The 25,868-nt window shown below is 37.1% G+C and carries 27 protein-coding genes; 15 read left to right on the top strand and 12 right to left on the bottom strand.

Annotated elements, in window-relative coordinates:
- Positions 1-55: 55 nt before the first annotated feature.
- Together AC1DDX_RS01570 and AC1DDX_RS01565 are read right to left on the bottom strand one after the other, a co-directional pair.
- A complete protein-coding gene (locus AC1DDX_RS01570) occupies positions 56-2,356 on the bottom strand; it encodes a TonB family protein (RefSeq protein ID WP_337717299.1) in 2,301 nt (766 codons plus the stop codon).
- Positions 2,353-2,730, bottom strand: coding sequence for a BlaI/MecI/CopY family transcriptional regulator (locus tag AC1DDX_RS01565; RefSeq protein ID WP_048907820.1), 378 nt, complete (start codon positions 2,728-2,730; stop codon positions 2,353-2,355). The genes AC1DDX_RS01570 and AC1DDX_RS01565 overlap by 4 nt, the downstream gene beginning before the upstream one ends.
- Before the next feature lie 168 nt (positions 2,731-2,898).
- Here AC1DDX_RS01565 and AC1DDX_RS01560 point away from each other — a divergent pair, with 168 nt between their 5' ends.
- The gene (locus AC1DDX_RS01560; RefSeq protein ID WP_288883767.1) at positions 2,899-4,257 is read left to right on the top strand and encodes a M20/M25/M40 family metallo-hydrolase; all 1,359 of its coding nucleotides are present in this window, start codon (positions 2,899-2,901) and stop codon (positions 4,255-4,257) included.
- Between the two features lie 108 nt (positions 4,258-4,365).
- On the opposite strand, the gene AC1DDX_RS01555 is transcribed toward AC1DDX_RS01560, so the two are convergent.
- Positions 4,366-4,542: a hypothetical protein gene (locus AC1DDX_RS01555; protein WP_161662359.1), complete on the bottom strand. Its 177-nt coding sequence runs from the start codon at positions 4,540-4,542 to the stop codon at positions 4,366-4,368.
- Positions 4,543-4,771: 229 nt separating this feature from the next.
- Here AC1DDX_RS01555 and AC1DDX_RS01550 point away from each other — a divergent pair, with 229 nt between their 5' ends.
- Both AC1DDX_RS01550 and AC1DDX_RS01545 read left to right on the top strand, forming a co-directional pair.
- Complete coding sequence (locus tag AC1DDX_RS01550; RefSeq protein WP_172661804.1) at positions 4,772-5,803, top strand: sensor histidine kinase; 1,032 nt, start codon at positions 4,772-4,774, stop codon at positions 5,801-5,803.
- Complete coding sequence (locus AC1DDX_RS01545) at positions 5,800-6,549, top strand: LytR/AlgR family response regulator transcription factor (RefSeq protein ID WP_172661803.1); 750 nt, start codon at positions 5,800-5,802, stop codon at positions 6,547-6,549. The genes AC1DDX_RS01550 and AC1DDX_RS01545 overlap by 4 nt, the downstream gene beginning before the upstream one ends.
- 13 nt (positions 6,550-6,562) lie before the next feature.
- On the opposite strand, the gene AC1DDX_RS01540 is transcribed toward AC1DDX_RS01545, so the two are convergent.
- Genes AC1DDX_RS01540 through AC1DDX_RS01530 form a run of 3 tightly spaced genes read right to left on the bottom strand, consistent with a single transcriptional unit; the run spans position 6,563 to position 10,330 of the window.
- Complete coding sequence (locus AC1DDX_RS01540) at positions 6,563-7,309, bottom strand: lysophospholipid acyltransferase family protein (RefSeq protein WP_288883768.1); 747 nt, start codon at positions 7,307-7,309, stop codon at positions 6,563-6,565.
- 40 nt (positions 7,310-7,349) lie between these two features.
- Entirely contained in the window at positions 7,350-7,904 is a 555-nt protein-coding gene (locus AC1DDX_RS01535) for an NUDIX domain-containing protein (protein WP_172661801.1), read from the bottom strand.
- Positions 7,905-7,924: 20 nt separating this feature from the next.
- Entirely contained in the window at positions 7,925-10,330 is a 2,406-nt protein-coding gene (locus AC1DDX_RS01530; RefSeq protein WP_477621725.1) for a TonB-dependent receptor, read from the bottom strand.
- A gap of 96 nt (positions 10,331-10,426) precedes the next feature.
- Between AC1DDX_RS01530 and AC1DDX_RS01525 the strand changes: the two genes are divergently transcribed.
- Positions 10,427-11,026, top strand: a complete 600-nt coding sequence (locus tag AC1DDX_RS01525) for a thioredoxin family protein (RefSeq protein WP_288883770.1) — start codon at positions 10,427-10,429, stop codon at positions 11,024-11,026.
- Here AC1DDX_RS01525 and AC1DDX_RS01520 read toward each other — a convergent pair.
- On the bottom strand, positions 11,023-11,304 hold the full coding sequence (locus AC1DDX_RS01520; protein WP_048907811.1) for an ATP-dependent Clp protease adaptor ClpS: 282 nt from the start codon (positions 11,302-11,304) through the stop codon (positions 11,023-11,025). The genes AC1DDX_RS01525 and AC1DDX_RS01520 overlap by 4 nt on opposite strands.
- Before the next feature lie 80 nt (positions 11,305-11,384).
- On the opposite strand from AC1DDX_RS01520, the gene AC1DDX_RS01515 reads away from it, so the two are divergent.
- Positions 11,385-12,431, top strand: a complete 1,047-nt coding sequence (locus AC1DDX_RS01515) for a 3-oxoacyl-ACP synthase III family protein (protein ID WP_172661798.1) — start codon at positions 11,385-11,387, stop codon at positions 12,429-12,431.
- 12 nt (positions 12,432-12,443) lie between these two features.
- On the opposite strand, the gene AC1DDX_RS01510 is transcribed toward AC1DDX_RS01515, so the two are convergent.
- The 4 genes from AC1DDX_RS01510 to dcd are packed head-to-tail and all read right to left on the bottom strand — an operon-like array spanning position 12,444 to position 17,359.
- Positions 12,444-13,319 carry an SDR family oxidoreductase gene (locus AC1DDX_RS01510; RefSeq protein WP_288883771.1) on the bottom strand — a complete coding sequence of 292 codons (876 nt, stop codon included), beginning with the start codon at positions 13,317-13,319 and terminating at the stop codon, positions 12,444-12,446.
- Positions 13,320-13,322: 3 nt separating this feature from the next.
- Positions 13,323-14,084, bottom strand: coding sequence for an enoyl-CoA hydratase/isomerase family protein (locus AC1DDX_RS01505; RefSeq protein WP_337717301.1), 762 nt, complete (start codon positions 14,082-14,084; stop codon positions 13,323-13,325).
- Positions 14,085-14,090: 6 nt separating this feature from the next.
- Positions 14,091-16,775 (bottom strand): carboxypeptidase-like regulatory domain-containing protein, encoded by a 2,685-nt coding sequence (locus AC1DDX_RS01500; RefSeq protein WP_288883773.1) that lies wholly within the window; start codon positions 16,773-16,775, stop codon positions 14,091-14,093.
- A 47-nt stretch (positions 16,776-16,822) separates the two neighbouring features.
- On the bottom strand, positions 16,823-17,359 hold the full coding sequence (dcd, locus tag AC1DDX_RS01495; RefSeq protein ID WP_048907807.1) for a dCTP deaminase: 537 nt from the start codon (positions 17,357-17,359) through the stop codon (positions 16,823-16,825).
- A gap of 67 nt (positions 17,360-17,426) precedes the next feature.
- Between dcd and AC1DDX_RS01490 the strand changes: the two genes are divergently transcribed.
- The 5 genes from AC1DDX_RS01490 (at position 17,427) to AC1DDX_RS01470 (ending at position 20,437) form a co-directional block, all read left to right on the top strand.
- Complete coding sequence (locus AC1DDX_RS01490; RefSeq protein ID WP_172661794.1) at positions 17,427-18,068, top strand: 4'-phosphopantetheinyl transferase family protein; 642 nt, start codon at positions 17,427-17,429, stop codon at positions 18,066-18,068.
- Between the two features lie 11 nt (positions 18,069-18,079).
- Complete coding sequence (gene lipB, locus AC1DDX_RS01485) at positions 18,080-18,775, top strand: lipoyl(octanoyl) transferase LipB (protein WP_172661793.1); 696 nt, start codon at positions 18,080-18,082, stop codon at positions 18,773-18,775.
- A gap of 79 nt (positions 18,776-18,854) precedes the next feature.
- Positions 18,855-19,334 carry a DUF5684 domain-containing protein gene (locus AC1DDX_RS01480; protein WP_048907804.1) on the top strand — a complete coding sequence of 160 codons (480 nt, stop codon included), beginning with the start codon at positions 18,855-18,857 and terminating at the stop codon, positions 19,332-19,334.
- 6 nt (positions 19,335-19,340) lie between these two features.
- Positions 19,341-19,676: a DUF2752 domain-containing protein gene (locus AC1DDX_RS01475; RefSeq protein WP_172661792.1), complete on the top strand. Its 336-nt coding sequence runs from the start codon at positions 19,341-19,343 to the stop codon at positions 19,674-19,676.
- 47 nt (positions 19,677-19,723) lie between these two features.
- Positions 19,724-20,437, top strand: coding sequence for a GDSL-type esterase/lipase family protein (locus AC1DDX_RS01470; protein ID WP_172661791.1), 714 nt, complete (start codon positions 19,724-19,726; stop codon positions 20,435-20,437).
- Positions 20,438-20,444: 7 nt separating this feature from the next.
- Here AC1DDX_RS01470 and AC1DDX_RS01465 read toward each other — a convergent pair whose 3' ends face one another.
- Complete coding sequence (locus AC1DDX_RS01465) at positions 20,445-21,176, bottom strand: RDD family protein (RefSeq protein ID WP_288883775.1); 732 nt, start codon at positions 21,174-21,176, stop codon at positions 20,445-20,447.
- A gap of 130 nt (positions 21,177-21,306) precedes the next feature.
- Here AC1DDX_RS01465 and AC1DDX_RS01460 point away from each other — a divergent pair, with 130 nt between their 5' ends.
- The 5 genes from AC1DDX_RS01460 to AC1DDX_RS01440 all read left to right on the top strand — a co-directional run bounded on the left by AC1DDX_RS01460 (position 21,307) and on the right by AC1DDX_RS01440 (position 25,859).
- Complete coding sequence (locus tag AC1DDX_RS01460; RefSeq protein WP_172661789.1) at positions 21,307-22,266, top strand: stage II sporulation protein M; 960 nt, start codon at positions 21,307-21,309, stop codon at positions 22,264-22,266.
- On the top strand, positions 22,259-22,981 hold the full coding sequence (locus AC1DDX_RS01455) for a hypothetical protein (protein ID WP_477621724.1): 723 nt from the start codon (positions 22,259-22,261) through the stop codon (positions 22,979-22,981). The genes AC1DDX_RS01460 and AC1DDX_RS01455 overlap by 8 nt, the downstream gene beginning before the upstream one ends.
- A gap of 1 nt (position 22,982) precedes the next feature.
- Positions 22,983-23,705: a DUF4129 domain-containing protein gene (locus AC1DDX_RS01450; RefSeq protein WP_337717304.1), complete on the top strand. Its 723-nt coding sequence runs from the start codon at positions 22,983-22,985 to the stop codon at positions 23,703-23,705.
- A 255-nt stretch (positions 23,706-23,960) separates the two neighbouring features.
- A complete protein-coding gene (locus tag AC1DDX_RS01445; RefSeq protein WP_477621723.1) occupies positions 23,961-24,878 on the top strand; it encodes a DUF4350 domain-containing protein in 918 nt (305 codons plus the stop codon).
- Between the two features lie 3 nt (positions 24,879-24,881).
- A complete protein-coding gene (locus AC1DDX_RS01440; protein ID WP_172661784.1) occupies positions 24,882-25,859 on the top strand; it encodes an AAA family ATPase in 978 nt (325 codons plus the stop codon).
- Positions 25,860-25,868: the final 9 nt, after the last annotated feature.

Raw genomic sequence — 25,868 nt, 5'->3', positions numbered from 1 at the left:
GGTATTACACACAAAACCCCGGCTATTTTAGCTGGGGTTTTGTGTTATTTGAGCGTTATTTAGAGAGCGTAAATGAAATCGGTATGTTGTATTTTACTCTTACTTTTTGACCTCCCTGAGTTCCAGGGGTCCACTTTGGACTTGCTTTCATAACCCTTACTGCTTCCTCATCCGTGCCTCCACCAAGTTTTCTGTCTATATGAATATTGGTTAAAGAGCCGTCTTTTTCAACGATCATAGAAATAAAAACTTTTCCCTGAATGTTTTTCTCCTGTGCTTCTTTTGGGTATTTAACTGTTTTCTTTAAGTAGTCGTAGAACTTCTCCATACCGCCTGGAAATGAAGGCTGAGTAGTTGTTGAGACAAAGTCATAAACTTTCTCTTTGGCTTCTTTCTTCTTTAAATCAGGTGCTTGTTTAGCTTTAGTAGTAATTTTTACGACTCCATATTGTGCATCTTTTCCGTATAATGTAGTTGCGGCTTCATCTTTTAATACTTCTATGGAGGCAATGTCATCCTGATTTAGATTTGCTAATTTAAAATCCTTCTGTTTTTCCCCATCGAGTACGTACAAAGGTTGTGTAGGACTATTAATAGTTGATAGCCTAGCGTCATTGATTTGTATTCCTGGTGTTTTTCCTTGCAAATCGGCAGTAGTTCTGTTTAGTGCAAAACTTATAGGAATGTTATATTTTACCCGTACTTTTTTGCCATCCTGAACTCCCGGAATCCATTTTGGACTTTCCTTTAATACCCTTACTGCTTCTTCATCAGTGCCGCTACCAAGTTTTCTATCTACCATGATATCTGTTAATGAACCATCTGTTTCAACAACAAAACTTAGAAACACTTTACCTTCTATTTTATTTTCAAAAGCTTCTTTTGGGTACCTAACGCTTTTCTTTAAGTATTCGTAAAATAGGTTCATTCCTCCAGGAAAACTAGGTTGTGTTTCTAGTGATACAAAATCATACACTGGCTCGCTTTGCACATTGATGTTTCCTTCGCCAGACCTAATAACGACTTCATTCAAGGTTTCGTTTTTATCAGTTGTTTTCGGTTTATAACCTCTTATAACGATTTCACTTAATTGGGTATAACCGCTAATAGGTGTAGGTTTTGTTTCATTGGAAGTAGTAGTAGTGTTTTCGTCACCCATCAATGTGAATGAAAAGGGAAGGCTGTACTTTCCGTCATTATTTGCTTTAAAGTCCGGATAGGTTAATATAGCTCTCATTACCTCTGCATCACATCCTCCACCTAAAGCTTTCGTAGCAACACTTACCCCCTCAATTACTCCATTTTTAACGGTAAACTTTATTTGACTCGCTCCCTGAATATTCGAATTGTAAGCATTTCCAGGATACCTTATTGATCTTTTTAAGTATTTATAAAATTCTGTCCACGATGAATCAATACCTGTAGTATTTGATGTAAGAGGAGCAACAATGGTTGTTTTGATAGCTTGTTTAACAATGTTTAAAGGTTCTTCGAAAGGAATTTCCTCAGCTATTTTTTTTATTTTCTCATTGTTTCTGATTGTTGCCGAAGACATAATCAGGGTAACTGCAAATAGAGGAACAAACATCCCGTATTTTAGCATTGCAGTTTTTCTGGATCTTGGTTTATGTAACATATAGATTCTTTTTTTAATCAATGATTTATTAAAAAAACTATTCGTTAGTGTATTTGCAGGAATTCCAAATGCACTGCTTAATAGTAATAATGCATATTGTTCTTTATCTCCCTGATAGCTTGCGGCTTCTTCGTCAGCCAGATATTCATGGATGTGTTTAACCGTTGTCTTATAAAAATAGATTACAGGATTAAACCACGTGATTATTCCCACCACTTCGAAAAAGAGTACGTCAAGTGTGTGCCATTGTCGGATGTGAATTTCCTCGTGTTTTTGAATGGTTTGAATTTGCGGTAGGTTTTGGTCAATAACTTTTTTCTTAAAAAAGGAGAATGCTGATCCGCTTTTTTTTCTTTTTAGTAAAATCTGTACAGAAATGAGCTGAAAGATAAATCTGCCAACAAAGAATAAAATACCGGCAAGGTAAATAAACACCAGCGTATTGCCTAGATTAAAGCTGTTGGCATCGTCTTTTACGACTGCCATTTGAGTGATAAAATCATTGATTTGAACAACCCCGGTATATACCGGTTGAGTAGCCGGCTGTGTTGTAAACCATTCAAATCTTAAAAAGGGTATTGCAAGAGATAATATTCCGGCAGCAACCAGATAAATTCTATTCAATAGAAAATAAGTTTCCTTGTCTAACAATAACTTATAAAAGCCATAAAATACAACTAGGTAAATATTGACTTGAAGGATGTAATGTGCCCAGGTCATCTTGGTCTGTTTTTAATTTTGTTAATCATTTTAAGAATTTCATCAACATCACTCAGATCAAGTTTCTCTTCTTTAACAAAGAAAGAGAACATGCTTTCCACTGAATTTTCAAAGTAGTTGCCCAACAGTTTTTCTGTAGCATGACGTTTGTATTCCTCCTTGCTAATTAAAGGGAAATACTTATGGGCTTTGCCAAAGGCTTCGTGATCAATAAATCCTTTTACCTCCAGAATGCGGATGATTGTAGAAACAGTATTGTAAGCCGGTTTAGGCTCTGGCAGGAAATCCATTACGTCTTTAACGAACCCTTTCTCTATCTGCCATAAAATTTGCATAATCTGTTCTTCTGCTTTTGTTAAATCTTTAATTTCCATGAATTATTAGTTTAGTGTTTAGTGTGATTTTAGCTATATGTATACTGCGCAATATTTGTATAACTAAAAACTTAGTATAAACTTAAAACTAATTATTTAGTTTTCAAAATATTTATTGAAGATTTATTTTTGAATCGTATCTTCCTCAGAATATTTACACCCTTTGTTATGATAATAAACAGATTGCTCTGGTTTACCTTACTCTTTTTTCTTAATTCGGCTGCGGTAAATGCACAGCAAGTGATTGTAAAAGATGCTACGATCAGTAAAATGGTTGATGACGTATCTGCAACTAATTTGGAAAATCTGGTAAGAAAGCTAGTGTCCTTTAATACCAGACATACGCTAAGTGATACTTCCAGTAAAAAAACAGGGATAGGAGCTGCAAGAACATGGATAAAATCAGAGTTTGAAAAATATGGCAAACTGGGAGGAGGCCGGTTACAAGTTTCTTATGATGCATTTACTCAGAAAGCAGATGGGAAGAGAATAATTACCCCTTCAGTGCTCAAAAATGTGGTTGCTGTGTTGCCTGGAACAGATCCGAGTGACAAGAGGATTTTATTGGTGTGCGGACATTATGATTCAAGAGTCACGGATGTAATGAATGTTAAAGATTTTGCTCCGGGTGCAAATGATGACGCTTCAGGTGTAGCTGGTGTATTGGAGATGGCCAGGGTAATGAGTAAAGGTCATTTTCGCAGCACAATAATGTTTGTAGCAATGGTTGGCGAGGAACAGGGGCTTTACGGGGCTGCAAACCTCGCAAAGCGAGCAAAGGAAGAAGGCTGGAATGTTCACCTGGTAATGAATAATGATATGATAGGTAATTCTTATGGAATGGAAACTGACATTAAAAATAACACAATGGTGAGGGTGTTTAGTGAAGGTGTTCCTGCTGCAGAAACCAAAGAAGAGGCAACTATGCGCCAATCTATAGGAGCAGAAAATGATGGTATGGCAAGACAGGCCTCGAGATATATTAAAGAGGTTGGAGAGCGGTATGTAGATAATCTGACTGTGAAATTGGTTTACAGAAGGGACAGGTTTTTAAGAGGGGGAGATCATACACCCTTTTCTTTGCAAGGATTTACTGCTGTAAGAATAACTGAAATGAATGAAGATTTTAATAGGCAGCATCAGGATATTAGGACTGAAGGTGGATTTAAATATGGTGATTTACCGGAATATGTTGACTATGGCTATCTGCAGAAAATAGCCAGAATGAATTTGGCAGTACTTTCAAATCTTGCTTCATCAGCCGGGGAGCCTGAAGACGTAATCATGCTGACATCAGCACTTACCAATAAAACAACGCTCAAATGGAATGCTCCTAAAGGAAAACTTCCGTCAGGCTATTATGTGTTGGTGCGCGAAACTACCTCGCCAGTTTGGGAAAAGAAGATTTTTGTAAATGATACCTCTGCAACTATTGCTTATTCAAAGGATAACTATTTTTTTGGAGTACAGTCTACAGATGCCGATGGACATGAAAGTCTGATTATTACACCCAGACCGGGCAGATAAAGAAAATGGCGGACCTAAACCGCCATCTCTTACTATTAACTAAAACTAAACTTATTTTTTGTGGTGTACTAAACAAGGTTTAGTACACCTATATATAGTACCGTTCTCTTATTTAGAGAAAGGGTTGCTTACTTTTACCATTTCAGTTTTGTTGGCTGATGAAGATTTCAAAGCAACGTCTTCATTATGGCTATTTGATATACTTGTGGCAAATGTTAAAATCATCATGATGAAAACAGGAACCAGTAAAAGTAAAAATGGCGATACGTTTGCTAACTTTTTCATAATCGTTTTGTTTTGATGAAACAAATAGAATAAATAAAAAAATGCTGCTAAAATCTTTTAGACGAAGTACATATTATCCTAGATAAACGGTTAAAATGAATAGTTTTGTGATTAGTTGTATTATTTTGCGAGTTGGTAGAAAAAAAATGCCAGTTCGTCGAAAGCGAACTGCTTAAGCACGCTAATTAATTTATTTTGGACCTATGAAATTTTGTTTAGTCATCGTTTAATGAAAAGTAGAAACTCCATTATTATACATCTTCTCTTTTGGCTCTTTATTGTTCTGTTTGTGACTGTATTGGTTATTTACAGCAAAGAACCGGTGTCTTTATATAAGCTGGCCATAAACTTTGGCTTTTCGGGATTGATCAATATTTCTATCTTTTATATTAACTATACACTGTTAATTCCCTTATTGGTAAAAGAGAACAAGAGGTATGGCCTTTACATCATATCCATCATTTTACTAATGTTGATGATGAGTTTCATCAAAACGGTTATAGCTACTTTGCATGCCGAGACTATTTTGCAGCACCTTAACAGTAATGGCGTTGCCGAGTATACACCTATTTCTACCTATGCAATTAGTGCATTGTTTATTTCGGGCTTTTTTATAGTTGTTAGTTCGCTGCTTAAATTAGCAATAGACTGGTTTGGTAATGAACATACGCAGCGTAATTTGGAAAGTGAAAAGAAGGAAATGGAATTGCAATTTTTAAAGTCACAATTGAACCCTCACTTTCTGTTCAATTCTTTGAATAACATTTATTCCCTGGCTTATCAGAAATCTGATAAAACTGCTGATGCAATACTAAAGCTTTCAGAAATTATGCGCTATATGATCTATGAAAGTAATGACAGCTGGGTTTCTTTAAGTAAAGAAATTGAATATGTGCAAAGTTTTATAGAACTGCAGAAATTGAGATTTAAAGATGGTGCAGCTGTTGAATTTACAATGAATGGAGAAATTGATAATCAACAGATCGTGCCTTTAATATTAATATCATTTGTTGAGAATGCTTTTAAGCATGGGGTAGCTAATGATCCTAAAAATCCGATTAAGATCAATATTATTGCCAATCAAAAGATATTGCATTTTAGTATAACCAATAAAAAGAATAAATATAATAAGGATGAGATGGGTGGCGTAGGCCTAAACAATGTTGAACGGAGATTGCAATTACTTTATCCGGATAGGTATAAATTAAATATTGTAAATTCGGCTACCCATTACACCAGTGAGTTAATGCTTGATATATGACAAAGTTAAAATGTATTGCGGTTGATGATGAGCCGTTAGCACTTGATATTATTGAGGACTATGTTTCTAAAGTTCCGTTTCTTGAATTAGTTAAGCGGACTGAAAATGCTATAGAGGCTTTGCAGCTTGTTCAGGCTGGGGGCATTGATTTGGTGTTTCTAGATATCCAGATGCCAGAGTTAACAGGTATACAGTTCCTTAAAATAGCGAATGGAAAGGCTAATTACATTTTAACAACAGCTTATTCTCAGTATGCGCTTGAAAGCTATGATCTAAATGTGTCTGATTATTTGTTAAAGCCGATTGCATTTGATCGTTTTTATAAAGCTGTGGAAAAGGTGCATAATCAAATGAAGATTGCAGAACCAGCTGCTGTGCCTCAATCCTTTGTAGCGACAGCTCCTTCGCCAGTGGCGTCGAATCCAATACAGGACTTTATTTTTGTTAAAACAGAGCATAAAATCCAGAAGATTCAACTTGATGATATTCTTTATATAGAAGGTTTAAAAGATTACATATCTATTTATACAAAGGCAGAGCGTATTATTACACTGCAGAATATGAAAAAAATGGATGAGACTTTGCCAAAGGGCCAGTTTGTAAGGGTTCACAAATCTTATATCATTTCGCTTGATAAAATAGAGAGTATAGAAAGAAGTCGTATTTCTATTTTTGGGAAGATTATTCCCATTGGAGATACCTATCGTGATGAGTTTTTTAAACACATAGATAACAAGAATATATAAATGGAATGGCGGCTTATAACACAGCTATTTGATTTAGTTTTGTTCTTATTGCATTCTCAGCTTCAAGAGTAACTACTTCGGGGTTTCTGCCTTCGGGTTCTATTGGATTTAAAACTGTCCATCGTAAACGTTCGCCGAAGCTTAAAGGAAAACTGCCGTAGCGAACCAGCTTCCATGAGTTTTCTATTGCCACAGGAACTATCAATGCATTTGGTACAACTTTTAACAGGGTTGCAATACCACCTACCTGAAAACTTTTTAGCTTGCCGTCTTTTGCGCGTGTACCCTCAGGGAAGATCATAGTAGACCATGTGTTTTCCTTCATCCTTCTGCCCAGTTTTATAATTTCAGAAATAGCTTGCTTACTGTCTTTGCGATCTATGTTTGCACCGCCTCCATATTTCAGGTTAAACGAAATAGAGGGGATGCCTTTTGTTAATTCAATTTTAGAAATGAATTTAACATGGTACTTTCTGAGGAACCATATTAAGCCCGGAATATCATACATACTTTGATGGTTGGCAACAAAGATGATAGGCCTGTTGAGCGGCAGATTCTGGTCGTTTTTAAATGTTATTGAAGAGCCTAAGAAAATGTCACAATAAGTGAGAAAGAAATTAAGTGCATCTACCGAAGTTTTATGGGCTTTATATCCAAACAAACGATAAGAGACCCATTGAATGGGTTGGAATATAACCAGTGTTAAAAAGAAAAACAGATAAAAGATGGGGCTAAAAATATAGCCAAAAAACTTATTCATAGTTTATACGGTAAAGCTGAACAAAATTACTGTATTTTGGTTATAAATGACCTTCCTGTAATAGAATTTTAGTTTTCAAGATAGCTGCCACGCTCATGCTATCGGTAATTTCTCCATTTATAACCATTTGGTAGGCATCATTAAAAGGCAGCTTTTTAACTACAAGCTGCTCTGTCTCCTCAGGTGAGGAAACACCAGGAGTTAGGCCTTTAGCGACATAAATAATTGCGAGTTCATCGCTTACCGAGTTAGACAGGTGCATCCGTTGAATTTCGATCCATTCTGTCGCCATCAGGCCGGTCTCTTCAATAAGTTCACGTTTGGCGCCATCCAGCGGATTTGCCAAAAGAGCTCCCCCACCTTCAGGTATCTCCCAGCTGTAGGCTTTTATCGGGTATCTGTATTGTCCAACAAGCCATGTGTTTAAATCTTCATCAAGTGGCAAAATTCCTATGGCGATATTTTTGAAATGTACTTCGCCATAAATGCCTTTGCCACCTGAAGGATTGATAACCTGATGCTCAGTTAAACTGATCCAATTGTTCTCATATATTTTATTGCTCTCGATGGTCTTCCAAGGGTTTGTACTTTCCATGTTCGCAATATACAAATTAACTAAAATGATTCTTCGTCAGGTCTGGAATCCTGTTGGTCTTGTTTTTTAGTTTTTTTGAACTTAAAATCGTTGTTGCCAAAGCGATAAGAGTAAGTTAAATTGGCCATGGTTCCCTGCATAAATCTTCTAAAATCGATTGTTGAGGTGACTCCATTGGTGGTCATACTCCATCTTCGTGTACTAAACACGTCCCTTATATTTAGGCTAAGTGAAGACTTTTTGTCTTTGAAATCATACTTAGCACCTGCATCTACGCCGTACATTGCATTTCTTTTACCCTGGGCCATTACTTCTGGTGCACGATAATCCCCCCTAATCTGAAGAGATACATTGTAAGGTAAAACGAAGTTATTGGTTAAGTTGGCATTCCAGCTAAAACCAGAGTTTTCCACAATTCCGAAAGCAGGTACTCCATTAATTTTGCTTTGATATAAGTTTACGTTAGTTGTAAAGTTCCAGGCTTTAGCAACATCAACCCGTCCGATTAATTCAAGTCCGCTTGATAGTTGTTTTGTTAAGTTTTGCGGAGTTACAATTGTGATTCCATTTTCATCAGGTTCTGTTCTTACCCTCTGTATAACATCATTGGTTTGGCGTATATATGCACTGGAAGTGAATGTTACTTTAGGCCAGAACTTACTATAGCTTAGTTCAAAAGCATGTACATCCTCCGGTTTCAGATTGGGGTTACCCTGACGGTAATTAAGCGGGTCAGATACGTCAAGAAATGGGTTGGTATCCCATCCTCTTGGCCTGTTAACTCTTCTGCTATAACTAAGCTGTACTTGTTGCTCACCTTTAAATTTTTGGGTTAAATATACGCTTGGATACAATCTTGTATAGGCTACTTTTCCAGGAATATATTCTAACTGATTCAACTTATACATCCCTAAACGAGTATCTAATGTGGCATCTTCTGCTCTTACACCCACCTGATAACCAAAATTCTTAACCTGATTTTGATAATTAAAGTAAAGGGCATGAACCTGGTCCTTACTATTAAACTCATTGGTTAGGGCGAAATTTACTTCGTATTCTCCGGTAAGGTTGTTTAACTGATCAGAAAATGCTGCATTGTAACTTCTGTTAAAGCCCGTTCCATCATTTCGCTGGATGTTCGGCAGTGAGCTGGCTGCATCCCCATCAATATTATAGATGTTTGTGCTGTAGATCTGATCGTTGTCGTTTGTGCCTTCAGAGAAACTTAGATTAAAGGTTAGTTCTTCTCTTGGTTTTTTAAATTTCTGGTTAAAGTCCAAGTTAAGATCATAACTACTCCCAAATCCTTTGTTTGTATTGTTTCTATTGCTCAATTCCAGAGGATTTTTACCACCATCAAGCTTATCGATATTCAGAAATTCGTTCCTGTCGTTATCTCGTGAATTGAAGCCTCCCGAAAAACTGATTACACTTTTGTCTGTAATACTATAGTCGATACCGGCTTTTATGTTGTGGCCTTTATCCTGTGATTTTGAATCGGTGTTTTGATTGGCAAAAATTGTAGGGAAGGGGCTGTCCAGATAGGTGATATTGCTATATCCGCCACCAATACGGTTGCCATAACGATAACCATAATTTCCGTAAAGGTTTATCTTTTTGTTTTGAAAACTCAAGTTTGTGCTTGCGTTATAATTATCTCGGTTGCCTGCACTGAATGCTGCGGAGCCATTGAAACCTAATTTCTTATTCTTTTTTAATACGATATTGATAATTCCTGATTGGCCCTCTGCATCATATTTTGCGGATGGATTGGTAATGAGCTCAACGCTTTCAATGGAGCTTGCAGGTATAGATTGCAGTATTTGAGCCACGTTTCCACCGGCTATAAGTGATGGTTTGCCATCTATCAGAACCTTTACTCCGGTTGAACCTCTAAGGCTTACATTACCATCAATATCAGATTGAACAGAGGGTACGTTTTGAAGTAAATCTGAAGCAGATCCTCCCTCGCTAACTAAACTTTGATCAACAGCGAAAACTTTTTTATCTATTCCAAGTTGAATGGCGCTTTTTTGAGCAGTGATAGCCACCTCATTTAGTACAGTTCCTTTGGCTGGCTTCATTTTGATTGTGCCGAGATTAATTACTTTCTGAGCATCGGAAATAGAAATGGAATCTCTAACCATTGTTTGGTAACCAACATAACTTATTTTGAAGGTAAATACGCCTTTAGGTAGACTACTGATAAGTAAATTACCATTTACATCAGTTTGTGCACCTTTAATAATTGCTTTTGTTTTTCTGTTAAGGATAGTGGCTGTAGCAAATGGTACAGTTTCATTACTTTGCGCATCAACAACTTTGGCTGTAATTTGACCCTCTCCAGTGGTTTGGGCATTAAGTTTTACAGTTGTAATACAAAAGGCAATAGCTAAAAACAGAACTTTGCACGTAGAATTCTTCATTCGGATCTTTCTTTTTTATTAGGTTTCTTTAAGGAGGGACAAAGAAACGGAGGGAAAGTTTAATAATACAGGAGTAACTATTTTATTACAGCAAATATGATCAACTACACTAATATTTTTTCTAACGACGGGATGACCTATCAGCAGTATAGAATTCTGATTGATGAGCTTTTATTACAACATAAAACCACAGGTCCTGATGATTCTGATGCAATGTTGCATTACACTAAAATGAATGTGCAACGAATGAGCAGGGTTGATAAAACGGTGAAATTAAATGAGGAATTCCTGAATGTGCTTAACAACGTAAAAAATAAATATCGGTTTCTGGTAATTTCCGAAGGATGGTGTGGGGATGCAGCGCAGATTGTGCCTGTTTTTGATAAAATAGCAACGAGCTTTCCTGATAGATTTGAACTCAGGTTTGTTTTGAGGGATAAAAATTTGCCATTGATTGATGCGCATCTAACCAAAGGTGGCAGGGCCATTCCAGTATTATTAATTCTAGATGAAAAAGGGGATGTCGTTAAGAAATGGGGCCCAAGACCTGACATTCTGCAGGAGTTACTGGCCGGTTGGAAAAGAGACAGCAGTGATATGATGGAAATTGCCGAAAAACTTCATGGCTGGTACGCAAAGGATAAAACCCAAACTACACAACAAGAATTAACGAAAATATTTAAGGATTTAACCTAATCTACAGATACTGTTAACCCTTCCTGCTGAAGAATTTTACGGTAAACTTCCATTTCAGTAAAAGAACCTTCCAAAACAGCGCATTTACCTTTGTTATGGACTTCCCATGCAATTTTTTCTGCCTGGGTTTCAGAATAGTCCAGATATTTCATCATGCAATGAATTACATGATCAAAAGTATTTACATCATCGTTCCATAATATTAAGCGGTGAACTGTTTTTAATGAGGTAAGGATCTCTTCTAATGTAAATGTTTCCTCTTTGGTTTCTGTTGACATATTACAAAAATAAGCTTATTTCAAAATAATGTTGCAGTTAAAGTTATTTTTGCTTAAAATTTGTACTAAACTCAAATATAATGCAGCGTTCAAAGATTGCCGGTATTGGCTACTATGTGCCCAAAAATGTTTATTCTAATGACGATTTATCTCGTTTTATGGATACAAACGATGAATGGATACAGGAGCGTACCGGAATAAAAGAACGTCGTTTTGCGGATAGACTTGAAGAAACAACTACAACGATGGGTGTTGAGGCTGCCAAAATTGCTATCGAACGTGCTGGCATTACTGCACAGGATGTTGACTTCATCATTTTTGCCACACTTAGTCCTGATTATTATTTTCCCGGTTGCGGGGTTCTGCTGCAGCGCGAAATGAAAATGAAAGAAATAGGTGCCCTTGATATCCGAAATCAATGTTCAGGATTTGTTTATGCACTATCTGTAGCAGATCAGTTTATAAAAACAGGCATGTATAAGAACATACTTGTTGTGGGTAGTGAGAAACATTCGTTTGCGATGGATTTTGAAACAAGGAGCAGAAATGTTTCTGTTATATTTGGGGACGGGGCAGGGGCAGTTGTTTTACAACCTACCCAGAAAGAGAACCAGGGTATATTAAGCACACATTTACATAGCGATGGTGCTGATGCAGAGATTTTGGCAATGTATTATCCTGGCGCTTCGGCAAATAAATGGCTTAAGGATAAGCCCGGATATCCTGATCAGGAACTTGGGGGGTTATTCATGACCGCAGAACAGTTGGAAAGTGGTGCCGCATTGCCTTATATGGATGGGCCTGCTGTATTTAAAAAAGCAGTGGTAAAATTCCCGGAAGTAATAAAAGAAGCTTTAAACGCCAACAATCTTACAGAGAAAGATATTGATATGTTGGTTCCTCACCAAGCTAACCTAAGAATAAGCCAATATGTACAGCAATTACTGGGCTTAAGTGACGACAAGGTATTTAATAATATTCAGAAATACGGAAATACCACAGCAGCCTCAGTTCCCATTGCACTCTGTGAGGCATGGGAAGAGGGTAAGATTAAAGATGGAGATCTTGTTTGTCTTGCGGCTTTTGGTTCTGGTTTTACCTGGGCAAGTGCTTTAATCAGGTGGTAAGCTTAATAGGCGCTAGCTTCCCTTTGCTGATCTTGTCATTTGTTCAAAGGCATCCCACATCTCATTCGGAATGGCTTCGAGACCATTAAACTGACCAGCCCCTTGTAACCACTCGCCGCCATCAATGGTAATTACTTCTCCGTTAATGTAGCCTGCGAAGTCACTGATTAGAAATGCCGCTAAATTAGCGAGTTCCTGATGTTCGCCTACGCGTTTCAAAGGAACCCTGTTCTTGAAATCGAACTTCTCTGCCAGATCGCCGGGCAATAACCGTTCCCATGCACCTTTAGTAGGAAAGGGGCCAGGGGCAATGGCATTTGTTCGGATACCATACTTGCCCCATTCAACAGCTAAAGAGCGTGTCATGGCCAGCACACCGCCTTTAGCGCACGCAGAAGGCACTACGTATGCAGAGCCTGTAAAAGCATAGGTGGTAACAATGTTTAAAACACTTGCGGTTTGTTTTTCTTTTATCCAATGTTTGCCAAAAGCAAGGGTACAGTTTACAGAGCCCTTTAAAACAATATCTATTATCGAAGAAAAAGCATTAGCTGACAAGCGTTCAGTTGGTGAAATGAAATTACCAGCGGCATTGTTAAGCAGTGCATCAACTTTCCCAAAGGTTTTTAATGTCTCGACCAACACATGCTCAACCTGTTCATATTCCCTGACGTCGCAAGCTAGCGCGAGGACTTTTCCGCCAGTTTCTTTCTCCATTTCTAAAGCTGTTTGCTGAAGCACATCAAGCTTACGGCTTGTGATCACCAGGTTTGCTCCTAATTTCAGAAAATAGGTTCCCATGGCTTTCCCTAAACCGGTACCACCACCCGTAACTACAATTGTTTTTCCTTTTAAGGCATCATCTCTTAACATTGGCTGATTGAACATGGCTTATTTCTTTTGCAGGTTATCTATAATTGTTTTTAAAATGCTACGGGTTGCGGGGGCCCACCACTGTTTTAGCATTACTTGCAATGCTTCACTTTGATCTGCACTGGTTGCTGTAATTAAATCTTTTCTGATGTTGAGCTTACTCTGTTCCCAGGTATTACGCTCCATAGCCATGTATTTTCTGATCTTTCTCTCGGCAGCTGTGAGGATACTGGCTGGATTTACAATCTCGTCGGCCAGACCAACCTGCAATGCCTCTCCAGGGGTAAATAGTTTCCCTTCTAAAAGACTTCTGGTAGCATTAGCCTGTCCAATCCAGAATGAGTACAGCTTAAAAATGCTGTTAGGTACAATTATGCCTACCGGAACTTCATTTAGCCCGATAATGTATTTGCCTTCGGCCATTATTCTATAATCGCAAGCCAGGGCTATAACGCATCCGCCGGCAGGGCTGTGCCCGTTTATGGCAGCAATTAGTGGTTTTTTAAATGCAGTTATAGTTGCTGTAAAATTCAGAAACAGATGCCAGAATGATTCAGCTTCTTCTTCTGAATAGTTGTATAATTCTATAAGGTCTAACCCGGCAGAGAAAAAATGTTCTTTGCCGGTGATAATTACACCAGCAATATTGGGATCACCCGCTATGTTTATGAGTATGTCATTTAATTCAGTAATCATTTCACGGTTAAGTGCGTTAGATTTACCTCTATCGAGCGTGATAATGCTTAAGTGATCTTTTATGGTGACTCTAATTGTATTCATTTATATTTATTTTACTTCATAGGTGTAAACTGTACGTGCTAAATTTCCAAGCATATCCATGCCCTCTATAACGATTCTGTAGGTTCCGGGTTCATCTGAATTGAAATAGTTGAAGGCTGCTTTTCCACTTTCATTTGTGACAATATTAGGATTCCAGTAAATGGTGGTCCTGTAATCTGGTCTGTTATCAGGAGCATCGTATTTTGGTGAATAGAATTCTCTTGGTGTATAATATCCTTTGGGCGAGAAAGGAATGATGCCTGGTGTAAACGTAGATGCGCTGGAATAGCCGCCTCCGCGTTTAGTGGTAATGACTAATACACCGCCACCTCCACGACTACCATAAATTGCAGTGTTGCCAGCAGATTTTAATACTTCAATCGTCTCAATATCCATTGGGTTAATATTATCCAGAAAATCGCCTTCCATTTGCATACCATCTAAAACTATTGACATTGGTGTGCCGTTGTTTCTCATTAAATATGGAGTTCCATTTCTAATAATCAAGCCAGCAACACGACCCTGTAAACACTGCGACAATGTAGTGCAGTATTGAAGCTGGTCTGTCGTTATAATAGCATCGGCGTTACCGGCACCATTTAGATTTGAGGAATTTTTAGCTGGATTTTTTTTCTCTACAATATTCACCTCTTTTAACAAAATTGTACGTTCCAGTATTCCGCGTTTAGTTAGATCGTCAAAATAGTTTTCACTTTGTTTCAGATATCCTGATAAGGCCTCATTAACATTCACCTCTATGTCGCCGGTATTTTTATTTTTAGTAACTATCTGTCCTGATACAACATCAAGAACTATATCTACACTCTTTTTGTTTTTTGCGGTTCTTGCCTGTACAATGAATTTAGTACTGTCATTAAAGATCAGGTTGTCGAAATTGAAACGTCCTTGTGCATCAGATAATGTATCAATTGCGAACAATCCTCCAGAGGAGGAGAAAAGTGATACCTTGGAGTTTGGTAAAGGTTTGCCGCCATAACTTGTAACTACTCCGCTGATTTTTAATGATTTTTCTGGTTCATAGCGAATATTTGGACCTGCATTATTAATTATATTTTTCCATAATATTCTTCTCCATCCCTGGGTTATCATTAGGTTATCTAAATCCTGTTGTGTTTTTTGATCATCATGTAAAAAGTAGTAGTTAGGTTTTTCTATGTAACCAATAAGATCTGAAGTAAGCAGCAGGGTCGTAAAAATGTTGCTTTCATTTTCTTCGTCAGGCTTTACTGATGTAGTATTGGTAACAGCTATAGAAAAACTTGCCTGCGCAGGCTTTTCCGCAAAATCTGCCTGAAGATTTACGTTAACTTTTTCCTTCCTTGCGTAGCTTTCTTTAGCGGTTGAAACCTTTGTTGTTATCTTGTCCTTAACATTATTTACAAAAACAAGGCGCTCTGCAACGGGAGTGTTCCGAGCAGAGAATAAGGTGAGCTGAATTATGCCTGATGGTAAATCTTTTTTAGGAATTGAGGTGGTTATAATTTGTTTTTGAGAAGCGGCTTTGGATATGAAATAAACATTTCCATTGTTTTGTGCAACTAGTTTTAACTCACCATTTCCTATTAGATCGGGACTCAATAAAACTTTAGCAACAACATTTTCCGTATTGCTGTTTACCGTAATGATATAACCACTTGGTAATACTCGGGGTAGATTTATAGTGCTTTCAGACCCGTCTTTATATTTTACTTTAGCAGCATAAGTTTTTCCAGGCTGTGGATTGAGTATAAAACTACCTATTCCTAAGTGTTGTGTGCTAAATTGAGTAACTTCCTGACCATCGTTATCTATTATTGATCCTTTTACATCTTCGCCCAATCCAGAAGCATTTACGGCTTTGATTCCAATTTTATTAGGTAGGCTTTCTACTAGGTTTCCGCTTTCGGGGAAGAACTGGACATCTATTGCATTTGATGTTGCTTTAACGGGAATTTCTTTGATCATCTTTTTCTTATCTGGAAGAGTCAGCGTAGCTATAATTTTTCCGGATTTGTACAAAGATGGCTGAGTATTTAAAAAACTGATGTTTACCTCTCCCTGATCATTGGTTACTGCTTTTCCTTTTGCCAGGCTTCTGAAGTTTAACTGAACCTCGTATGAGACATCACTTTGTGCATATGGAACACCTTTTTTATCTGTAAACCTGATGTTGGCATCTACTTTTTCTGCGGTATTTTGCTTGCTAAAAGCATAGCTGGTGTTTGTGTAAACATTATTAGCCCATGAATTGCCAATTTTTATGGTTTTATCGAAAAAGAATTCTGTTCCCGCATTCTTCATCCATTGGGTATATGCCCTTATTCGATAGTTCCCTTCCGTAAAAGAATCAGGAAGTTTAAAGTCGCCCCAGGTAAATCCCGAAATCACAGGCAACTTAATCTGCTTTTTAACGGAATCTTTTTCGCTGATCAATTCAACATATAGTGCATTGCTGATTGTTGATGGTTTTCCTGTTTGAGCATTTACAACGTAAGCCTTAAACCAAATGTCATCGCCGATGGCATAAAAGGGTTTATCAAGATGCAAGTGCACTTTTTCCTGAGGATACTTTTCAATATATGCCTCCAGTTTCTTTATCAATGCACTAAACGGATCGTCATCCGCTTTGTAAGCAAAAGTTATAAGTATCCCAAAGCATAGTAACAAAGGCAGAATTAGCTTACGTTTCATAAATAAGAACCTTAACAAATAAAGCCTCAATATACGAAATATTAACTTTAGAACTTATTCTTCCACATCATGCTTTCTACAGGTTTTGTGGTTTTGTTGTTGTATTTAGCGTTAGTTTTGGTGTTATACATTGTTTGAATATCGCCTTGAACCATAAAGTAAATTAATTGGCCAATTGGCATTCCGGCATATATTCTTACAGGTTGTGCGCATGAAATTTCTAATGTCCATGTATTGCAAAAACCAACATCACCTTTACCCGCGGTTGCATGGATATCTATTCCCAATCTACCGGTGCTTGATTTTCCTTCAAGAAAGGGAATATGGGCATGGGTTTCTGTATATTCTAAAGTAACACCTAGATACAGTGTGCCTGGATGTAGCACATATCCTTCTTTTGGAATTTCGAAATGATCTATTTTATTGTGTGCTTTTGCATCAAGAACCCTGTCTTTGTAAGTAGCCAGATACTTGCCCAAATGAACATCGTATGAGTTTGTGCCAAGGCATTCGGGGTTAAAAGGCTCTATTATAATGGTTCCCTTATCTATTTCTTCCAGTATTCGTTTGTCGGACAGTATCATTTTATCTAGTATTTGGACGAAATTATGATTAATTTAAGATACTTTTGCATAGTTTTCTAAAATAGAGATGCCTGTAGTTTTTAATAAAAATATTGACGAGGATACCATACTTGCTGTATGGAAAATCGAAGAAACTGAAGAGCAGCTGATTTCGGGTTTACAACTGAAGCAGCATGAGCTTGATGTGATTTCATCGTTAAATAATGGAAAGCGGTTGCTTCATTGGCTAAGCACAAGGGTGCTATTAAGAACAATGCTTAATACTTCAGAATATATCGACTGCCGCATGGATGAGCACGGTAAGCCATATCTTCCTAACCTCGGATACCATATTTCTTTAAGTCATTCTTACGATTACGCGTCGGTAATTGTTGGTAAGAAGAAGAAGGTGGGGGTTGATATTGAACTTATTAAACACAAAATAAAGAGCATAAGGAATAAGTTTCTGTCTGACTCGGAACTTGCTCAAAAACAAATTGGTGATAACACTAATGGATTATATGTGTGCTGGTGTGCAAAAGAAGCTATCTATAAATGGAATGGGAGAAAGGGACTGGAGTTTAAACGAGACATTCATATCAAGCCCTTTAAGCTTAAAGATGAAGGAAGTCTTAAGGCTCTTGTTGATCTTCCTGAAGGAGCTTTGGAGCTTACTGTGCACTATTTTAAAACTAACGATGGCTATATGTTAGGTTACGTGGTAGCTTAACTTTTCATAAAATGAATAAGAAAGTTGAATTTATAGACTGGTGTCTTGTTGATTATCAGGATGCCTGGGATAAACAGGAAGTTTTGTTCAATCAAAGCGTGGCTTTGAAAACACAAAACCGAACAAATAACACAAATCTGGAGACCCCTAATTTTTTGGTGTTTTGTGAGCATCCTCATGTATATACCTTAGGGAAAAGTGGTCACCCGGAAAACTTGTTGCTTAATGAACAAGGTTTATTAGAAAAAGAGGCAAAATATTATAAAATTAACCGTGGTGGTGATATAACATATCATGGGCCAGGGCAAATAGTGGGTTATCCAATTCTTGATCTGGATAATTTTTTTACTGATATCCACCTTTATTTAAGAACACTTGAAGAAGCGGTTATTTTAACCTTGAATGATTACGGGATTATATCTGGTCGGTATCCAGGCTATACAGGAGTATGGCTGGACGCTGATAATGAGAGAGCACGTAAAATATGTGCATTGGGTGTGAGGTGCAGCAGGTGGGTAACCATGCATGGCTTTGCGTTCAATGTAAATACAGATCTTAACTACTTTAAAAATATTGTTCCTTGTGGGATAGACGATAAGGATGTAACCTCGATACAACGTGAATTAGGCTATCCGCTAGATATGGAAGAGGTTAAAGGTAAGCTGAAAAATCATATTGCCAGTCTGTTTGGCATGCAGCTGATCTGATTCATCTTGAAAAAGGGATTTGAAATTTTGATTTTTTGACATAAAGATTATCTTTATATAAATTAAAACTCAAAAACCTATGGACTACAATTCAGAGTACTCTTCAGCAGCCGCCGCCGGATTGGGCGCCGGAACCGTTTTCTTTTGTTTAATCGTGCTAGTTATTGTCTATGCCGGATTATGGAAAACCTTCGTTAAAGCCGGAAAACCAGGATGGGCGGCTATAATACCAATTTACAATTTAATTGTCCTTATCGAAATTGTTGGTAAACCGACAATATGGATACTTTGGTTATTAATACCATGTGTAAATATTGTATTTAGTGTTTGGCTAATGAATCTGCTAAGTAAAAGTTTCGGAAAAACAGAAGGCTTTACCGTCGGACTTATTATTTTGCCAATTGTGTTCTATCCTATATTAGGCTTTGGTGATGCTAAGTATTTAGGCCCATCTGCTGCAGAAGCACAAAATGGTTTTAATAATCCAAACAACCCTTTTGGTAATAATAATCCGTTCAACGATCCATTTAACAAACCACCTACCACCCCTGGAATTTAATTGTTAGTGTTTATAACATATATCTTATCCGCCTGGTCTTCTTTCTTAGACAAGGCGGATATTTTTTTGCTGCCATGTCCGTTTAAGTATCTCTTTAAAATCGACTGTCCGGGATGTGGATTTCAACGCTCACTAATATTTCTCCTAAAAGGGGATTGGGAAAAGAGTTTTGATATGTATCCACCAACGGTTCCTCTTCTCATTACTTTTATTGTAGGGTTATCGGCAAACTACTGGTTCGGCAAAAGAAGTGATAAGCTCATTAAAACACTATATCTTATTACGGGGTCAATTATATTAGTCAGTTACGTTTATAAAATGTGGATACCTCATCCGCACTAGTAAAATTTCTCAAATCCGTATCTCTTGTTATTCCGTAAATGTCGAATATGAGATATTCGATGGTAATTCTATCATTATTACTGATATTAGCCTGTAAGAAAGGAGAGGTAAAGTCGATGGTTAATGATAGCACTACAAACACGGTTGTGAACCCGTTAAATTATCTTGCGCTTGGCGATTCCTATACCATAGGAGAGTCAGTAGAACGTTATGAGAATTTCCCAAACCAGCTTGCAAATGACCTTACAAAAAAGGGCCTTATAATAAACTCCCCGATCATAGTTGCGAGGACGGGATGGACAACCAGCGAATTGAAATCTGGAATCAAAGACTCTGGGGTACCTGAGCATAAATTTGATATTGTTACTTTACTAATAGGTGTAAATAATCAATATAGAGGTGAATCAAAAGATGTTTACCGTAAGGAATTTAAAGAGCTCCTGCAAATCGCTATTAATTTCACAAAAGACAAAAAATCGCATGTTTTTGTGATATCAATTCCCGATTGGGGAGCTACACCGCATGGCCAGCAAAGCGGACGTGATCCACAAGTCATTGCTAAGGAAATAGATGCTTTTAATGTAATAAACAAAGAAGAGACATTGGCCGCGGGTTTGAATTATTCCAACATTACACCATTTTCCAGATTAGCACTGTCAGACAAAACCTTGGTTGCCGGAGATGGCCTGCATCCCTCAGGAAAGATGTATGCCGGATGGGTTGCGAATGTTGCTCCGTTAGTATTGACGAATTTGAAATAATTATTACCTAATCTCTCTTTGAAGTAATATGTCTGTAGTCTTTAATTACCGTTTTTAAGAATTCTAATTCGTTCATTCCCACTGGCACTTTAATGGCAAGATGTGTTGAGATTCTTGCTGACATTGCATAAATTAAATCAGCATTATTTGTTCTGTAAAAAGTACTGATAACTTCATGGATTAGCTCTGCATCTCTATCTGTAAGCTGATCAGCATAGGCAAAAACGGGGGTATATTCTTCTTCTACCGGATGAAAAGCAATGTGGTTAAAGCCAGTACGGGCAACTGTTTTTATGAGTGTGGTGCCGGCTACTATATCGCCAATTCTTTGCTTGTTTTCTGTTATAGCCACACAAATTAATCCGCCTACCTGAGCGGTTAGTGTAAAATCTACGAGTCTAAACAACCAGCGGATAAAATACTGACCTAAACTTGCCTGGCCTCCGTTTAAGCTAATCACTTTTATCTTTAGTAACTTTTTGCCGATACTTTGTCCGTTCATAAAGATCTCAGAAATAAGGTCATAAAAAACAAAGCAAGCACCATAAATTGACCATATGGAAATGACAAGGATTTTTGACTGTGCAGAGCCTGTAAGTGCAGTTAATACCATAAGCAGAATTGCTACGACGATAAAAGCGCCCAAATCAATCAACCTTGCAGCCACCCGTTCTCCCAATCCTGCAACCGGATAGTCTATAGCCACATGCTGACTTGTGTTTACCTGTATTGTTTCCATATAAACTCAAACTTAGATAAAATTTAAAACAAAGAAATGTTCAGGAGAATTAAAATAATGATAGTGAATTTTTCTTGTAAAAATCTTTTTTATGCTATTTTACATGAAAATTAGAGCCCTCACAAAACCTATGAGAGAATCGTTGTTTGTTAAGCAGAATTCCAGTAAATGGAAATCCTATGAACAAATGAGTGCAGCCACACCAGATGAGCTGGCTGATAGGTTTGTTGACATTACCAATGATCTGGCTTACGCCAAAACATTTTATCCAAAATCAAAAACAACAGAATATTTAAACGGAATTGCTGCATTGCTGCATCAATCTATTTATAAGAATAAAAAAGAGGACACCAATACGTTCATTGAATTCTGGAAATTTGAGTTACCTATCCTTTTTTATACCTATCGCAGGCAGTTGCTGTATGCACTAATATTTTTTGTAATCTCAAGCTTAATAGGAATTCTGTCTGCAAAATATGATGATTCTTTCTTAAGGTTAATACTTGGAGATGGGTATGTAAATATGACCAATGAGAACATTGCTAAGGGAGATCCATTTGGCGTTTATAAAAAGCAAGGTGAGTTCAGCATGTTTTTTATGATTGCTGCCAACAATATCTATGTGTCTTTATTGATGTTTGTAAGTGGAATATTCTTCTCGATTGGGCCTGTATTCTTTATCTTAAGAAATGGAATAATGCTTGGCTCATTCGAATATTATTTCTTTAGTAAAGGTTTGGGACTGGAATCTATATTGGTAATATGGATTCATGGGACTTTGGAAATATCTGCCATCATAATTGCCGGTGGTGCAGGTTTGGTTTTAGGGCATGGCTTATTGTTTCCTAAAACATATACACGCCTTCAGGCATTTATAAAAAGTGCAAAAGACGGAACTAAAATAGCTTTGGGAATATTACCTATAATTGTGGTGGCAGCAATATTTGAAAGTTTTGTTACCAGGCATACCGATATGCCGATTTGGTTAAGTGTTTCCATTCTTGGAGGCTCATTTTTATTTATGGTTTGGTATGTAGTATTGTATCCTGCCCAACTTATTAAACGCACTCAAAATATAAACAATGTCTGATAAATTAGAATTTAGAAAGCTCAGAGAGTTTGGTGAGATCATTAATGATATGTTCCAGCAGTTGTTCTCATTCAATTATTTCGTTGTGATCATATTTTCATTACTCAATTATACTGCAATAACTGTTTCAACCTTAAGCTTTATTGCATTATACGTTCAAAAAGGAAACCAGGCGCCAACTGTGGAAGAAGTTTGGTCATATTTCAAATATTATTTCCTTAGGGTATTTGGGAGTAGTATTGCTGTGTGTATTTTTCTTATTATTTGCCTTCTATTCTGTGGCTTGCCGTTTTTTTATGTGTTTCCGGYGATGTCTCTTTTTTATTCCATAATGGTGGTAGAGAATGGAAGCTTTGAATATTCATTTAGCAGATCTTTCAAACTCTTAAAAGATCAATGGTGGGTAACCGCAGGAGCAATATTTGTTATATGGATAATTACCTATGCATGCATGTCTATGGCCTCTATGCCAGCTATAATACTTACTATGGTTTCTGCATTTACCAAAGCATCCGGTGGTATGAGTACTTTTATCATTGTTATTTCTACAGTTATTCAATATGTATGTCAGGTGTTTATGATCTTGCCTGTTATAGGTGTTACACTCTGTTATTTTAATCTGGTAGAACGTTTGGATAATACCGGATTATTGGAAAGGATAAATCAACTTGGAAAGTCCGAAACGAATTTAAATTCTACCCCTGAGGATTATTAGCATGCGTTTACTGCTCTTCATTTTTCTTTTTTTTGGAATGCTACAGGTTCAGGCTAATGTAGAAAAGCAGGATTCTGTTGCACAAAAAACAGTCGTCAGACTGGATACGACTAAGGTTGATCTGCGTGGGTTCGATAAAAGTAAACTGGAAGCACATAGTAAAGAAACAGACTTCATTTATGATGATGTCCCTGCGCCAAATCTTAGCTTTTGGGACAGGTTTTGGCGATGGTTTTGGCGCTTGATAGGCCAAGCACTAAGTAACAAGGTGTCTGGTGGTTTAATAAAATACTTAGCAATTATTGCACTGGTTGGATTGGTAGTTTTCATTGTCTTAAAAATAATTGGTGCAGATCTGAAAATATTTTCCCGTAAGTCTCAAATAGTGGAGGTGCCCTATAATGAGTCTGATGATAACATCCATGAAATTAATTTTAATGAGGAGATAGAAAAGGCTATAGTGAATGCTAATTATAGATTGGCTGTCAGACTTTTGTATTTGCGGACACTTAAAAAACTGAGCGATAAAGACCTGATTCACTGGCTCCCTGAAAAAACAAATCAAACGTATATCAGCGAGATTAATGATTCCGATAAGAAGAAAGAATTCAGCAAGCTTACTCATCAATTTGAATATGTTTGGTACGGCGAGTTTTTTATTGACAAAGAGAATTTCAATGCCATTAAAGACACTTTTGAACGGTTTAATTTACATAGCTCATGAAGGGATTAAGAAGATATCTTATTGTGAGTGCCGTGCTTTTGGTTGGTTATCTGGTTGCCCAGTATTATAAACCCAAGCCAACAAACTGGACCCCCAGCTATTTAAAAGAAGATAAGATCCCCTATGGCACGTACATTCTGTTTCATGAAATACATGATTTATTTCCCAAAAGAGATGTGAGAATAATCCGAGATCCAATATATAATATTTTAANNNNAGTTTAATAATACCAACTACCTTTTTATTTCTCATTCTATGGAACTTGATAAGCTGGATTTTAAAGAACTTATCAGCTTTGTAAATGAGGGAAACAATGCTTTTTTTGCCGCCTTTGATTTTGGTAAAATTTTAAGTGATACACTTAAGTTTGATATAGGATCGTCGTATAACTATTCGACAGAAAAATCTACCGGAATTAATTTCACCAATCCAAAGTTGAAAACGAAATACAATTATGCCTTCGGAAAGCAAATTGCCGAACAGTATTTTAGTAAAATCGATACTTCCAGGGTAACGGTATTGGGTAAAAATGCTAATGGGAAGCCAAACTTTATTAAATACAGTTTTGGTAAAGGAAATATATACATTTTACCAAATCCTCAACTATTTACCAATTACAGCCTGATAAATCCTTTAGGCGCGGATTATGCAGCAAAGGCCCTATCATACCTTCCCAGCTCTGCAAGTTTAATGTGGGACGAACACAATACACGAGGTAATATCGATGATTCAGCCGTTTTAAGAGTGATTTTTAGAAATGAATCACTGCGATGGGCATACTATATTGCATTGGTAGGATTGATCATCTTTGTTTTGTTTGAAATGAAGCGCAGACAGCGGATAATTCCTGTAATAGAACCCTTAAAAAACTCATCCTTAGATTTTGTTAAGGTTGTTGGAAAAGTATACTATCAGCAACGGGACAATGGAGATATTGCAAGAAAAAAGGTAAGCTATTTTCTTGAGCATATTCGAAGTACCTATAACCTTAAAACAACATCACTGAATAAAGAATTGGAAGAAGCTTTAAATATCAGATCAGGAGTGCCCCAAGAAACGATTAGCCAACTGTTTAGCATTGTAAATGTGATAAATAACAATCAGTTTGTTGATGATAACTCACTGATCAACCTTAATAAACTAATTGAAAGATTTTATAAACAAGCTCAATAAACTATGGAACCGGAAATTTTTAATGAAAGAACCGACTTAACTGAACTTAATCAGGCTGTTGATCAGATAAGACAAACACTGAGCAGTATTATTATTGGGCAAAAGGAAACAATAGATTTTCTAATTGCAGCCCTACTTGCCGATGGCCATATTTTGCTCGAAGGTGTCCCTGGTGTGGCTAAAACATTAAGTGCTAAACTTGTTGCCAAAAGCATTGATGCTTCATTTTCACGAATTCAGTTCACTCCTGATTTAATGCCTTCCGATGTATTGGGGACATCTGTATTTGACCCCAGATCTTCGTCGTTTGAATATAGAAAAGGGCCTATATTTGGACATATCATATTGGTTGATGAAATTAATCGCGCTCCTGCAAAAACTCAGTCAGCTTTGTTTGAAGTGATGGAAGAACGACAAATAACTGTAGATGGACATACCTATCAAATGGATGAGCCTTTTATGGTGCTGGCTACCCAAAATCCAATAGAACAGGAAGGGACTTATAGATTGCCCGAAGCCCAGCTAGATAGATTCTTATTTAAGATCGAAGTTAAATACCCTACACTGGAAGAAGAGATAATTATCCTTCAAAATCAACATCAGCAAAAGCTTGAGGTAGAGATAAATGCAGTTAAAGCGGTTCTAAGTATCGATAAGATTAAGAAATGCAGGGCAATAATTAAGGCCTTGCATGTTGAACCTAAACTAATAGAATATGCAGCAAGGATAACTCATGAAACAAGGAATAATAAATCACTTTACCTGGGCGCTTCACCCCGGGCATCTTTAGCAATGATCAATAGCGCTAAAGCCATTGCAGCAATGCAGGGTCGTGATTTTGTTACGCCAGAGGATATCATAAAAGTGGCGGTACCTGTTCTTGCACACAGAATTATGCTAACACCAGATAAGGAAATGGAAGGACTTACTCCTGCTGATATAGTTGGTCAAATTATTCAAAAATTAGAAATTCCAAGGTAATACCAAAGC

Source organism: Pedobacter sp. 10L46_2, assembly GCF_056395165.1.
The sequence above is the reverse complement of the archived record's forward strand: the minus strand, read 5'-3'. Positions and strand labels throughout refer to the sequence as shown.

Excerpts from the sequence above, each read along its gene's own strand:
- AC1DDX_RS01440 (WP_172661784.1), top strand. The coding sequence starts at position 24,882 with ATGGAACCGGAAATTTTTAATGAAAGAACCGACTTAACTGAACTTAAT.
- AC1DDX_RS01450 (WP_337717304.1), top strand. The coding sequence starts at position 22,983 with ATGCGTTTACTGCTCTTCATTTTTCTTTTTTTTGGAATGCTACAGGTT.
- AC1DDX_RS01540 (WP_288883768.1), bottom strand. The coding sequence starts at position 7,309 with ATGAATAAGTTTTTTGGCTATATTTTTAGCCCCATCTTTTATCTGTTT.
- AC1DDX_RS01500 (WP_288883773.1), bottom strand. The coding sequence starts at position 16,775 with ATGAAACGTAAGCTAATTCTGCCTTTGTTACTATGCTTTGGGATACTT.
- AC1DDX_RS01545 (WP_172661803.1), top strand. The coding sequence starts at position 5,800 with ATGACAAAGTTAAAATGTATTGCGGTTGATGATGAGCCGTTAGCACTT.
- AC1DDX_RS01480 (WP_048907804.1), top strand. The coding sequence starts at position 18,855 with ATGGACTACAATTCAGAGTACTCTTCAGCAGCCGCCGCCGGATTGGGC.
- AC1DDX_RS01535 (WP_172661801.1), bottom strand. The coding sequence starts at position 7,904 with ATGGAAAGTACAAACCCTTGGAAGACCATCGAGAGCAATAAAATATAT.
- AC1DDX_RS01470 (WP_172661791.1), top strand. The coding sequence starts at position 19,724 with ATGAGATATTCGATGGTAATTCTATCATTATTACTGATATTAGCCTGT.
- lipB (WP_172661793.1), top strand. The coding sequence starts at position 18,080 with ATGAATAAGAAAGTTGAATTTATAGACTGGTGTCTTGTTGATTATCAG.
- AC1DDX_RS01555 (WP_161662359.1), bottom strand. The coding sequence starts at position 4,542 with ATGAAAAAGTTAGCAAACGTATCGCCATTTTTACTTTTACTGGTTCCT.
- AC1DDX_RS01520 (WP_048907811.1), bottom strand. The coding sequence starts at position 11,304 with ATGTCAACAGAAACCAAAGAGGAAACATTTACATTAGAAGAGATCCTT.
- AC1DDX_RS01565 (WP_048907820.1), bottom strand. The coding sequence starts at position 2,730 with ATGGAAATTAAAGATTTAACAAAAGCAGAAGAACAGATTATGCAAATT.
- AC1DDX_RS01570 (WP_337717299.1), bottom strand. The coding sequence starts at position 2,356 with ATGACCTGGGCACATTACATCCTTCAAGTCAATATTTACCTAGTTGTA.
- AC1DDX_RS01510 (WP_288883771.1), bottom strand. The coding sequence starts at position 13,319 with ATGTTCAATCAGCCAATGTTAAGAGATGATGCCTTAAAAGGAAAAACA.
- AC1DDX_RS01530 (WP_477621725.1), bottom strand. The coding sequence starts at position 10,330 with ATGAAGAATTCTACGTGCAAAGTTCTGTTTTTAGCTATTGCCTTTTGT.
- AC1DDX_RS01445 (WP_477621723.1), top strand. The coding sequence starts at position 23,961 with ATGGAACTTGATAAGCTGGATTTTAAAGAACTTATCAGCTTTGTAAAT.
- AC1DDX_RS01525 (WP_288883770.1), top strand. The coding sequence starts at position 10,427 with ATGATCAACTACACTAATATTTTTTCTAACGACGGGATGACCTATCAG.
- dcd (WP_048907807.1), bottom strand. The coding sequence starts at position 17,359 with ATGATACTGTCCGACAAACGAATACTGGAAGAAATAGATAAGGGAACC.
- AC1DDX_RS01515 (WP_172661798.1), top strand. The coding sequence starts at position 11,385 with ATGCAGCGTTCAAAGATTGCCGGTATTGGCTACTATGTGCCCAAAAAT.
- AC1DDX_RS01550 (WP_172661804.1), top strand. The coding sequence starts at position 4,772 with ATGAAAAGTAGAAACTCCATTATTATACATCTTCTCTTTTGGCTCTTT.
- AC1DDX_RS01490 (WP_172661794.1), top strand. The coding sequence starts at position 17,427 with ATGCCTGTAGTTTTTAATAAAAATATTGACGAGGATACCATACTTGCT.
- AC1DDX_RS01505 (WP_337717301.1), bottom strand. The coding sequence starts at position 14,084 with ATGAATACAATTAGAGTCACCATAAAAGATCACTTAAGCATTATCACG.
- AC1DDX_RS01460 (WP_172661789.1), top strand. The coding sequence starts at position 21,307 with ATGAGAGAATCGTTGTTTGTTAAGCAGAATTCCAGTAAATGGAAATCC.
- AC1DDX_RS01465 (WP_288883775.1), bottom strand. The coding sequence starts at position 21,176 with ATGGAAACAATACAGGTAAACACAAGTCAGCATGTGGCTATAGACTAT.
- AC1DDX_RS01560 (WP_288883767.1), top strand. The coding sequence starts at position 2,899 with ATGATAATAAACAGATTGCTCTGGTTTACCTTACTCTTTTTTCTTAAT.